The organism is Bauldia litoralis (assembly GCF_900104485.1).
GTDB lineage: Bacteria > Pseudomonadota > Alphaproteobacteria > Rhizobiales > Kaistiaceae > Bauldia > Bauldia litoralis.
Genome location: NZ_FMXQ01000003.1, coordinates 426,698 through 438,195, shown reverse-complemented (window position 1 = coordinate 438,195; position 11,498 = coordinate 426,698). Strand labels below are relative to the sequence as shown.

At 68.3% G+C, this 11,498-nt stretch carries 10 protein-coding genes; 3 read left to right on the top strand and 7 right to left on the bottom strand.

The annotated features are described in order from the left end of the window. Positions 1-9: 9 nt before the first annotated feature. The gene (locus BLT60_RS09415) at positions 10-1,272 is read right to left on the bottom strand and encodes an ABC transporter substrate-binding protein (RefSeq protein ID WP_090876160.1); all 1,263 of its coding nucleotides are present in this window, start codon (positions 1,270-1,272) and stop codon (positions 10-12) included. A 132-nt stretch (positions 1,273-1,404) separates the two neighbouring features. Between BLT60_RS09415 and BLT60_RS09410 the strand changes: the two genes are divergently transcribed. The 3 genes from BLT60_RS09410 (at position 1,405) to BLT60_RS09400 (ending at position 4,602) form a co-directional block, all read left to right on the top strand. After that, positions 1,405-2,535 carry a threonine synthase gene (locus BLT60_RS09410; protein ID WP_090876159.1) on the top strand — a complete coding sequence of 377 codons (1,131 nt, stop codon included), beginning with the start codon at positions 1,405-1,407 and terminating at the stop codon, positions 2,533-2,535. A gap of 91 nt (positions 2,536-2,626) precedes the next feature. After that, positions 2,627-3,448: a FadR/GntR family transcriptional regulator gene (locus BLT60_RS09405; protein ID WP_090876158.1), complete on the top strand. Its 822-nt coding sequence runs from the start codon at positions 2,627-2,629 to the stop codon at positions 3,446-3,448. 41 nt (positions 3,449-3,489) lie between these two features. After that, entirely contained in the window at positions 3,490-4,602 is a 1,113-nt protein-coding gene (locus BLT60_RS09400) for a DmpA family aminopeptidase (RefSeq protein WP_090876157.1), read from the top strand. 19 nt (positions 4,603-4,621) lie between these two features. On the opposite strand, the gene BLT60_RS09395 is transcribed toward BLT60_RS09400, so the two are convergent. From BLT60_RS09395 to BLT60_RS09370, 6 genes are all read right to left on the bottom strand, one after another. Next, on the bottom strand, positions 4,622-5,620 hold the full coding sequence (locus BLT60_RS09395) for a Gfo/Idh/MocA family protein (RefSeq protein WP_090876156.1): 999 nt from the start codon (positions 5,618-5,620) through the stop codon (positions 4,622-4,624). Then, on the bottom strand, positions 5,617-6,504 hold the full coding sequence (locus tag BLT60_RS09390; RefSeq protein ID WP_090876155.1) for a sugar phosphate isomerase/epimerase family protein: 888 nt from the start codon (positions 6,502-6,504) through the stop codon (positions 5,617-5,619). Before BLT60_RS09390 ends, BLT60_RS09395 begins: the two co-directional genes overlap by 4 nt. Positions 6,505-6,509: 5 nt before the next feature. After that, the gene (locus BLT60_RS09385) at positions 6,510-7,346 is read right to left on the bottom strand and encodes a carbohydrate ABC transporter permease (protein ID WP_090876154.1); all 837 of its coding nucleotides are present in this window, start codon (positions 7,344-7,346) and stop codon (positions 6,510-6,512) included. After that, positions 7,343-8,230 (bottom strand): carbohydrate ABC transporter permease, encoded by an 888-nt coding sequence (locus BLT60_RS09380; protein ID WP_244521198.1) that lies wholly within the window; start codon positions 8,228-8,230, stop codon positions 7,343-7,345. The genes BLT60_RS09385 and BLT60_RS09380 overlap by 4 nt, the downstream gene beginning before the upstream one ends. 82 nt (positions 8,231-8,312) lie before the next feature. Then, positions 8,313-9,539 (bottom strand): ABC transporter substrate-binding protein, encoded by a 1,227-nt coding sequence (locus BLT60_RS09375; protein ID WP_090876152.1) that lies wholly within the window; start codon positions 9,537-9,539, stop codon positions 8,313-8,315. Continuing rightward, positions 9,539-11,236, bottom strand: coding sequence for an alpha/beta hydrolase fold domain-containing protein (locus tag BLT60_RS09370; protein ID WP_090876151.1), 1,698 nt, complete (start codon positions 11,234-11,236; stop codon positions 9,539-9,541). Before BLT60_RS09370 ends, BLT60_RS09375 begins: the two co-directional genes overlap by 1 nt. Positions 11,237-11,498: the final 262 nt, after the last annotated feature.

Below are 11,498 nucleotides of genomic sequence, written 5' to 3'. Positions count from 1 at the left end.
GCGGCGGGCCTATTCGGCCTGGAGGCCGGAGCCCTTGGCGGCTTCCAGCATCGCCGACGGCACCGGGATATTGGCCCAGGCGGCGTTGATGCTGGCAATGCCGTCGGCGGCCGAGGTCCGGCCGTTGGCGACGTCCTGCAGCGTGTTGGTCAGGAAGTCCTGCGCCTCGCCCGACAGCGGCGGGTTCTTGGCCCTGGCGAAACCGGCGGTCAGGGCCGGCCAGAAGTGCGCCCGCTCGGCCGCCAGCGCCTCGTCCTCATAGGTCGCCTTCCACACCGAGCCGATATTGTGCTCGACCAGGTTGCGCGTGGCATTTTCGGGACCGGCATAGGCCTTGGCCCAGGCCCAGGCGGCGTCCTTGTCCTCAGTGCTTTCCGGCACGAAGAGCTGCCACAGCGACAGCCAGGTAAAGCCTTCGCCGGGGAAGGTGGCCATCCCCCACTTGCCCTTCAGCGGCGAGTCCTCGGCATCGAGCTGCTTGGTGACGAAGGACGGCCAGGTGACCAGCATCGCCGCGTCGCCATCGATGAAGACCTGATGGGCCTCGTCGAAGGTCATCGCCGTGCCCTTCTCGGGCAGGTACTGCCACAGCGCGGCGAGTTCCTCGGCCGCCTTCACCGCGGCCGCTTCGTCGAGCGCATAGGTGCCGTCGGCGGTGACATAGGTGCCCGGATAGGACGACAGGAAGAAGGATCCGATCTGCTCGGGGTTGCCCGTCGGATGGCTGAAGCAGGCGGCGCCGGTCGCTTCCTCGATCTTCGGGCAGGCGGCGGCGACGTCGGCCCAGGTGGCGAAGTCGGGGCTGACGCCGGCCTTCTCCAGCATCTCGGTATTGTAGAGCAGGCCGAAGGCGTCGATGCCATAGGGGATGCCGATCTGCTTGCCGTCGACGAATTCCGAACGGCCCGGCTTCATCAGGTTGTCGATCATGCCGTCGCCGTAGTTGTCGGCGGCGATGAAGTCGTCCATCGGGGCAAAGTACGAGTAGACGTCGGCGAGATAATAGCCGCCGCTCATCACGTCATACTGGTTGGTGCCGGAGATCAGGTCGGTGGTGTTGTTCTGGCGCAGCACCGCCCAGGGGAAGGCAGACACGACGACCTTGGTGCCGGTCGCGGCCTCGAATTCGTCGCCGATCTGGCGGGCAGCGGCATCGTAGGTGCCGGACTCCATCACGCTGAAATTCAGTTCATCGGCCGAGGCGCCAGCCAGGGCGAAGGTCACCAGCGGCGCGGCAAGCAGCGCCCTCGAAAACCCGTGCGAACGAGACATTTTCTTCTCCCGGTTTGATCCCCGCGGGCGGCCGCGAGCGAGCCACAGAGTTGTTGTTGTCTGATTGTCAGACCACGCTATAATGCGGACAGCCCCTTCGCCCCGTCAAGCCTTTTCCCGATAGGTCCGACCATGAACATCGAAACGCTGCTGCCCCGCTCGCCGACGACCGACGGGCCCGGCGGCATATGGCGCTGGCGGGATATCCTGCCGCTGCCGGACTCGATCGTCCCGGTCAGCCTCGGCGAAGGCAACACGCCCCTCCTGCGCAGCCGGGCGCATCCCGATCTGCCCCTCTTCATCAAGGACGAGACGCGCAACCCGACCGGATCGCACAAGGATCGGCCGCTGGCGCTCGCCGCCGGCGATGCAGTGGCCACCGGCGCCCGGGTCATGGCCGTGGTCTCGGCCGGGTCGACCGGCCTGTCCAATGCCGCCTATGCGGCCCGCGCCGGCCTCGCCAGCGTCGCCATCATGGAGGCGGGCGCGCCGGATTCGCGGGTCGCGCCCCTCGCCGCCCTCGGCTCGCACCTGGTCGAGGTCGACGCCACCATCGACCGGGCGATCGAGGCGCTGACCGGCCTGCGCGGTCAGGACGGCCTCTATGTCGCCTCGACGACGCGCTCGGCCAACGCCGTCCAGGCCGAGGCGTCGCGCACCATCGCCTACGAGATCGTCGCCGATCTCGGCTATGCGCCGGACGTGCTGATCGCCCCGGTCGGCGGCGGCGGCACCATTGCCTCGATCCATGCCGGCTTCGTCCAGTTGCTGGCCGCCGGGCGCATCGACCGCCTGCCCCGTCTCATCGCCGTCGTGCCATCGACCTACGACACGCTGGCCCGCGCCCTGGCAGCCGGGATCACCGATGCCGCCGGCCTGTTCGGCATGCCGGCACCCCTCGGCGGCGACACCGTGCTCAACAAGATCGCCCACGATCATCCGCCCGATGGCGTCGAGGCGCTCGCCGCGCTGCGCGAATCGAACGGGCGGGTCCTCGCCTATCCCGACAGGGCGGCCGTCGCCGCGGTCGACCGGGTCGGGCGCGAGGAAGGGCTCTATGTCGAACCGTCAAGCGCCATCGCCTGGCTGGCGCTCGACGCGCTGATCGCCGACGGCACCGTCAATCCCGACACCCGGACGGTGATGCTCGCCTGCGGCTCCGGCTTCCGCGAGACCGAGGTGGTCATCGCCGCGCGGCCGCCCACGCGCGAAACGATCGCGCTCGACCAGCTGGGCGACCTGCTGGCGCGGATCGGCGGATGAGGTCGTTCGCACCGAGCCGCGGGGACTGTTGATGGCCGGGATTCCGCGCTAAGCACGAACTGCAAACCACTATCGACACGGAGCAGCCGCAATGAGTCGACCGAAGTCAGCCGAGGGACTCGCCGCCGTCACGGGCAGCGGCCCCGCCGGGACATCGGCCCCGCTGGCCCCGACCGGGATGCCTCCCGCGACCATGCTGCGCCCCGTCGTCCGCCGGACCAGCACCCAGTCCGTCGTCGCCCAGCTCGTCGAGCTCATTCGCGGCGGCAGCTGGAAGGCAGGCGACCAGTTGCCGACCGAGCGCGTTCTCGCCGAGACCATGGGCGTCGGCCGGTCGACCATCCGCGAGGCGTTGCAGAACCTCGCCGCCCTCAACGTCATCGAGACCACCGCCGGCCAGCGGACGGTGATCAAGGCGCCGAACCCGAGCGAGTTCTTTCGCGCCGACCTGCTCTCCCTGCTGATCAACGACACGGCGGCGACTGAGCTGCTCGAGGCGCGGGCGATGATCGAGCCCGACTGCGCCTGGCTGGCGGCACGGCGCGGATCCGAGGAGGATTTCGCCAATCTCGCCGCCCTGCTCGACGCCCATGAGCGGGCGCACGCCTCCGGCGAGTCGGTCGCCCCCTTCGGCGCCGCCTTCCACCTGCGGATCGCCCATACCGCCCATAACCGGGTCGCCGCTTCCTTCATGGAATCGATCCTCGACCTGCTGACCGAGCGCGGCAAGCGCGCCGACCAGTTGCCCGGCGCACGGACCCGCGAGATCGCCGACCACCGGCACCTGTTCGCCCTGATCACCGAACGCAAGGCGGACGAGGCCAAGGAAGCGATGCTCGCCCATATCATCGCCTGGGCCGATACCTTCGACGGAACCGAGGCGAGCGACCTCAAGGAACTCTGGGGCCTGTAGCCGGTCAAGGGCGGGACCTGACGGAAGCGAAGCGAACACCAATGATCGATCATCACCTTGAAACGCCGGCCGGCCGGCCCCGGGCCCGCGCGCTCGGCCTGCCCTTCGACGGTCGCCCCGGCCCGGCCAACGCCCTGACCGACGTGCCCGGCGTCACGGTCGGCTACACCACCCTGATCGAGGGCAGCGGACCGCTCGTCGTCGGTAGCGGACCGGTACGGACCGGCGTCACCGCCATCCTGCCGCGTCCGCCCGGCGACCTGCTGGTCCCGGTCTTCGCCGGGCTGTTCAGCGCCAACGGCAACGGCGAGATGACCGGCTCGCACATGATCGCCGAGACCGGCGCGATGACGCTGCCGGTGACGATCACCAACACCCACGCCTGCGGCATCGCCCGCGACGCGACGATCGACTGGATCAACCGCACCGCGCCCGGCGCGCTCGACGACGCCTGGGGGCTGCCCGTCGCCGCCGAGACCTATGACGGCTTTCTCAACGACATCAATGGCCGCCACCTCCGCGCCGAACACGTCGCCGCGGCGATCGACGGCGCGGCCGGCGGGCCGATCGAGGAAGGCAGCGTCGGCGGCGGCACCGGCATGGTCTGCTTCGGCTTCAAGGGCGGCTCGGGCACCGCCTCGCGGATCGTCGACCATCCCGCCGGCCCGTTCACGATCGGCTGCTTCGTCCAGGCCAATTTCGGTCCGCGCCGCAACCTGACGATCCGCGGCCGCCGCCTCGGCCCCGATCTCGCCGAACCGGCGCTGATCGACCGCACGCCGGCCAGGGAGAAAAGCTCGATCATCGGCGTCATCGCCACCGACGCGCCGCTGCTCCCCCACCAGTTGACCCGGCTGGCCCGCCGCGCCCCGCTCGGCGTCGCCCTGACCGGCGGCTACGCCTACCACTCCTCCGGCGACATCTTCCTCGCCTTCTCGACCGCCAACGGCGATGCGCTGACCGCGCCGAAAACAAGTGTTTCCAGCACCACCTTCGTTCCCGATTCCGCCCTCGATCCGCTTTTCGACGCCGTCGTCCAGACCGTCGAGGAAGCGATCCTCAACGCCATGGTCGCCAACCAGGACATGGAGGGCCGCGACGGCAACTTCGTCCCGGCCCTGCCGCGCGACCGCGTCGCCGCCGCTTTCGCCTGAGCCGGTTCTTCCGCCGCTCCTAGCAGTCGAGCAGCCGCCGCATCGTCTCGAGATGCCGAAGCGCCACGGCGCCGTCGGCGATCGTCGGCGCGGTGTTCGGCTCACCCCGGAAGGCGGCCAGCGCCTCGGCCAGCAACGGCCGGTAGCCCTTGTGATCCTCGTTAGCCGCGGCGGTGAGGTTCGGCCGCCACGTCAGCGCGTCCCTCTCCCCCGACATGTCGGCGGCCGGGTCGTCGGCCTTGAACGGCGGATCGCGATACCAGGTGACGTCGGCGACATTGTCGACCTCGACCCGCTGGTGGTCGCCGGTGATCTGGACGAACTCGACCGGGTTGCCGCGCGACTGGACAGTCCCCATCGCGACCGACGCCATCGCCCCGCCTTCGAGGCCGAAGGAAACATGGAAGAGCAGCCGGCCCGGTCCGTTCTCGACCTTGCGCACCGACATGTCCGCGACCGCACCACCGCCGAGATAGGGCACGAGGTCCATGTAGTGGACGCAGTGATGGAGGAAGAAGCCGGTGTAATCGACCTCGCCGGCGAAATAGGTCGGCGCCGTCAGGTACCAGCCCATCAGCCCGAGCACCGGGCCGAAGCGGTCGCCGGTTACGATGTTGCGGGCGATGCGATTGCCGCTGGCGAAGCGCTTCATGAAGCCGACCGTCACCGGCACGCCCGTGCGCGCCGACGCCTCGGCCAGCCGCTCGGCTTCCGCCGCCGTAGCCGCCGGCGGCTTCTCCATGAACACCGGCAGCCCCCGCTCGACCGCCGCCAGCCCCATTGCCGCATGGACGCCTGGCCCGACCGCCATGCCGACCGCGTCGAGCCCCGGATGGGCGATCAGTTCGGCCGCGTCGGCATAGGTCTCGCGCACGCCGTAGCGCCGGGCAATCAGGCCGAGCCGTTCGGCATTGGTGTCGCACAGCGCGGCGATCTCGACGTCGAAACCGACAAGCTGCGGCAGCAGCATCTGGCTCGCATGGGTGCCGCAGCCGATCCAGCCGATCCGCAAGGTCATCGCCGGGTCTCCGCCATGGCGAGGCATCCGCGGAGCAGCGCGAGGCTGGCGCGCAGCTTCTCCGACTCGTCCTCATGCGGCGGCCGCCAATGGGCGATCGGCACGCCGAAGCGGTCGTCGTCGCGGCGGAACGGCTCCAGCGAGATCGGGCCCGCATAGCCGACCTCGGCCAGCGCCCGGCACACCGCCGTCCAGTCGGTCGCGCCGGTGCCGATGAAGCCGCGATGGTTCTCGTTGGCCTGGAAGTGGGCGATATGCTTGCCGGCGGCGAGGATCGCCTCGGCCAGCGACGCTTCCTCCATGTGCATGTGGAAGGTGTCGAGCATCAGTCCGACCGCCGGCCGGTCAACCGCCTCGACCAGCTCCAGCCCCTGGGCGATCGTCGAGCAGACGTCGGTCTCGAACCGGTTGAGCGGCTCCACCGCCAGCCGTATCCCGGCATCGGCCGCCTCGCCGGCCACCGCCTGCAGCCCGGCGACGCAGCGGACCTTGCGCGCCAGCCGCTCCGCCTCGTCGACGGGCTTCGGCGCCCGCCCGGCGAACACCAGCGGACTGCCGTAAAGCGGCCCGCCGACAATCGTCGCGCCAAGTGTCGCGGCCGTCTCGATGCAGGTGCGCAGGTAGTCGACGCCCGCCTGCGATCGTGCCGGATCGTCGCTCGACAGGTTGCGGTCGAGGTTGACCCGCGCCGCCAGCACGACGCCAAGCCCCGCCGCTTCGAGCGCCGCGCGCGTCTTGCCAAGGTCGAGTTCGCCGGGCTCCGGCACCAGCAGCTCGATGAAGTCGTAGCCGAGCCCCTTGATCGTCTTAAAGAGCGGAAAATGCTCGGCAGTGAACGGCCGGGCGAACTGCATCGAGATGATGCCGATGGGATTTGCCGTCATGCCGCTCAGCCCTTGACCGCGCCGGCCGTCAGCCCGCTGACCAGTCGCCGCTGGACGACGAGGAAGAGGATGGTCACCGGCAGCGCGCCGACCACTCCGCCGGCGGTCAACAACCCCCATTCGATCTGGTACTCGCCGATCAACGTCTGCAACGCCACGGTCATTGTCCTTACTTTTCGTCCGCCAAGGGTGAGCGCGTAGAGATACTCGTTCCACGCGGTGATGAAGATGTAGATGCCGGTCGCCACCATCCCCGGCCAGCAGAGCGGCAGCACGATCCGCCACAGCGCGCCGGTGCGCGAGCAGCCGTCGGTCATCGCCGCCTCGTCGAGCTCGGTCGGGATGCCGTTCATGTAGCTGGTCAGCATCCACACCGAGAAGGGAATGGCGATCGTCGCATTGGCGATGATCAGCGCCGCATGGGTGTCGAGCAGCCCCAGCCGCCGCATCATCACGAAGAGCGGCAGGATCAAGAGCACAATCGGGAACATGTTGATGACGAGGAACTGCAGCATCAGGAACCGCCGACCGCGAAACCGGAAGCGCGAGAAGGCGTAGGCGGCGGTGATCGACAGGGCGAGCCCGACAACCACCGTGCCAGAGGCGACGATCAGGCTGTTGCCGAGATTCTCGATGAAGGTGGTGCGGCTGAACAGCCGTTCGTAATTTTCGATCACCCAGTCGACCGGCGCCAACGCCACGCCGATCGCCGCCAGCCGCTTGTCGGGCGTCAGCGAGGTCAGCACCATCCACAGATAGGGGCCGATGGCGAAGCAGACGATCAGCGCGACCGGCAGGTCGGTCGTCACGATGCGGCGAAGGAGGGGGGTGCGCCGGCTCATGCCTCGAGCGACCTTCCGGCGCGGCGCAGGTAGAAGACGATGAAGGCGCCGAGGATGATGGTGAACATCACCGCCAGCGCCGATCCGTAGCCGAAGTTGAGGCTGGTCCGCGCCTCGATGAAGGCATAGAGCGGCAGCGTATAGGTGGCGTAGCCCGGCCCGCCGCCGGTCATCACGAAGATCACGTCGATCGAGTTGGCGACCCAGATCAGCCGGAGCAGCCCCGCCGTCACCAGCACCCCGGCGATCCCCGGCAGCGTCACGTGGCGGAATTGCTGCCACGTCGTCGCGCCGTCGATATCCGCCGCCTCGTAGTGGCTCGACGGGATCGCCTGCAGCCCGGCCAGGATCATCACCGCGAAGAAGGGAAAGCCCTGCCAGGTCAGCGTCAGCACGATCGACAGCAGCGCCGAGTCCGGATCGGCGAGCCAGGGAAAGGCGCTCTGCAACACGCCGATGCGGACGAGGATGTCGTTGAGCACGCCGTTATTGGCGTCGTAGATCCACCGCCACATCAGCGCGGTGATGACGCTGGGCAGCGCCCAGGGAATGATCACCAGCGCCCGGGCGAGCCCCCGCCACGGGAAGGTGCGGTTGAGCAAGAGCGCCGTCACCAGCCCGAGCAGCATCTGGGCCGGCACCGTCAACCCGATCCAGATCAGCGTATGCCAGGCCGAGATCCAGAAGACCTCGTCGCCGAGCGCCGTGATGAAATTCTTGAGCCCGACAAAGGCGAAGGAGGTCGGTTTCCAGATCAGGTAGTCGTGCAGGCTGAGGAATACCGCCTCGGCCATCGGCACGAAGACGATGAACAGCGTCACGACCACGGCCGGCGACAGCAGCCAGTAGGGCAGCGTTGCACCGCCCTTGCGGCGTCTCGTCATGGCTGCCTGGGAAACAGTCATCGTCCAACCGGAATTCGGGGAGTGGGGCCGGCACGGATGCCGGCCCCGACGTCTCTGGCGGCTATTCGCTGCCGTAGAGATCCTGGATTTCCTGCATCATCTCGGCGGCCGTGATGTCGCCGGTCAGCGCCCGCTGCATCGAGGTCGGCCACACGACGTTGACGAAGTCGGACGTCGCCGGGCTCGACGGCAGCACCGCCGCGAAGGGCAGCGAGTTGACGGTCGCGTCGACGAAGCGCTTCTCGTGCAGGTCCCAGTCGGCCGAACCGCTCTTGGTGACGGTCAGCTGGCCGGTCGCCTTGTTGAACAGCACGTTGTTCTCGCCCTCGGCGAGGAAGGAGATCCACTTCCACGCCGCGTCCTTGTCCTCCGCGGAGGAGAAGACCGCGAGCGACTCGTCGCCGTAGGAGGTCCAGGCCTCGCCATTCGGGCCGCAGGCCGGCACCGGCACGGCGGAGACCTTGTCGCCGAGCGCCTCGACCATGCCGTTCGACGAACCGATGTGATGGATCGTCATGCCGGTCAGGCCCTGCTTGAAGCCGCCGATGATCTCCTGGAAGCCGTCATTCGGAGCCGACGGCGGAAACACCTTGTCCTTCTGGAAGAGATCGACGGTCCACTGGTTGGCCGCGACCGCGCCGTCGGCGGTGAGATTGCCGCCGTCGAGGCCGCCCTCGACCTGCGGCAGCGTCAGCGTCAGCCAATGGTCATGGCCGCCCTTGCCGCCGCGGAAGCCGAAGCCGTAGGTGTCGACCTGGCCGTCGCCAGTGGTGTCGCGGGTCAGCTTGATCGCCGCGTCGCGGAATTCCTCGCAGGTCGTCGGCGGCGTCAGGCCCAGTTCGTCGAACATGTCGGTGCGGTAATAGAGGTAGAGCACGACATACTGGACCGGCAGGTAATACTGCTTGCCGTCCGGCCCGGCATTGATCTTGAGGATGCCGTCGAGCAGGTCGTCCTTGCCGTCCCAGCTCGCGATCATGTCGTCGATCGGCTCAAGCGCGCCCATCTCGAGCAGGCGCGGCTGGGCGAACAGCTTGACCATCGCCGCATCCGGCGCATCGCCGCCGACGATCGCGGTATAGAGGTTGTCGTAATAGCTGTTCCACGGCACGTTCTCGGCTTCGATCGTGATGCCGGGATTGGCCGCCTCGAACTTCTCGACCAGCGACGTCATCGGGTTGTCGGGGTTGTCGAAGTGGTACCAGAAGCGGACCGTCTCGGCGCTCGCCGCAGTGGCGAGCGTCAGGGCTGCCGCCGCCACGCCGGCGGCCAGAAGATACTTGCGCATTAGTCATTCCTCCCGTTTTTGTTGGCGTCTTCCAGAAAGCGATTGGCGGCCATGGCGGCGGCGGAAACCGACGCGCGGGCGGCCGCGAGGTGCTGGGTCATCTGCAGGAATCCATGGACGACCCCGGGCTCGACCCGCATGTCGTCATCGCGGCCGAGGCGCTTGAGCCGGGCCGCCAGGGCGTGCGTGTCGGAGGCGAGCGGGTCGCATTCGGCGACCAGGAGATGGAGCGGCGGCAGGGCGCGAATCGCGTCGTCGCTGGCCGCCATCGGTGCAGCGAGCGGCCCGGAGCGTGCGCCCGCGTCCGGCGCATACCAGTCCCAGTAGCGCTGCATCATCGCGGTGGTCAGGCCGAAGCCCTCGGCGAAGTCGTTGTAGGACGGTGTCGAGAAGTCGACCGCGTAGGTGCCGTAGAAAAGCAGGCAGCCATCCGGCACCGGCAGGGATGCTTCTATCTCGTGCAGCGTCGCGGCCAGCGCCAGGTTGGCACCGGCCGAGTCGCCGGAAAGCACCAGCCCGCCCGGATCGATCCCGTAAGCCGCCGGATCGGCCTGGACCGCGCGCCACGCGGCGATGACGTCGTTGAGTCCGGCGGGAAACGGGTTTTCCGGGGCGAGCCGATACTCGACGCCGATCACCGCCCGGCCGGATTCGGCGGCAAGCACCCGCATGAAGCGTTCATGCGTCCGCAGGCTGCAAAAGGCGAAGCCGCCGCCATGGACAAAGAGAATCGCGCCGGACCCGGCATTCGGCGGCCGGAAGAGCATGACCGCGTTGCCGGTCGTCTCGAGATCGGGATCGGGCGGCACGGCGAAGGTCCGTACCGTCTCCATCTCCGGCTGCTCCACCTGCCAGCGCGCGTTCTTGCGCTCGGCCAGCGCCCGCCCCTCTTCCGGCGGGATCGTTGTCGGGTCGGGAAGTCCGGCGTCTTCCCTGGCGAGGCGATCGAGCATCGCCTGCATCTCGGCTGTCGGTTTCGGCAAGCTGTCCGTCCTTGCAGGGGTCGTCATCGGCATGCGGTTGATATCGGGAAAGATCTCCGGCCCCGGATCGACGATGGTGGCGACGTGGTGCCCGATCGCGGTGACCGCCGCATCGCGGTCGCCGGATTCGATGGCGTTGACGATCGTCCAGTGGCGCGCCGCGGTCTTCTCGAGGTCGCGGGCCGCGCCGCTGCGGGTGATCTTGAAGCGCTGGTTATGGACGAGGCAGCGGTGCAGGATCGGCTCGAGCGCCGGCAGGTCCGCGGCGGCCAGCAGGCGGCGGTGAAAGGCGCGGTCGAGTTCGGAGAGCGCGTATTCGTCATTGTCCCGCGCCGCCTGTTCCATCGCCCGCACCGACGCGCGCAACGCCTCGACAAGGTCTGCGTCGATGTTGGGCAGCGCGCGGGCCAGCGCCCGGGTCTCGATGCTGTGCCGGAGCCGGAACATCTCCTGCGCTTCCGCCGCCGTGCAATCGGACACCCGCGTGCCCCGGTGCGGCTGGCGGATGACGAGCCCCTCGTCCTGGAGCGCGAGAAGCGCTTCGCGCACCGACCCCTGGCTACAGGCGAAGCGCGCGGCGATTTCCAGTTCGAGCAGAGCCGCGCCGGGTGGCAATTCCCCAAGCATGATCAGTTGCTTGAGCGAGCGGCGCACCTCGGTGCTCCGGCCCGCGCGTGTCTTTCTGTGAACAGTCTCGAAGCTGACGATCGCCAACGGCGCTCTCCCTTATCATTATCGATAACAATAATATTCACCTGAGACAAGGAGTCGTCGACGCCGTCGACGCGGGGTCCCGGGATCGCGTCGTCACGGTTTCATTTCCTCGACAATCGCCAGTCTCATGGCTCTCTGCGCGACAAAGCATGCGCGCCGCTCCTGTGTCCGACTTGTCGTTTTGGTCGAAATGCGCCAATCTGGACCGGTCGGCACGGGTTATCCCCCAGTAGTGAGTTGACGAAGGACAGTCCCTGTCGGG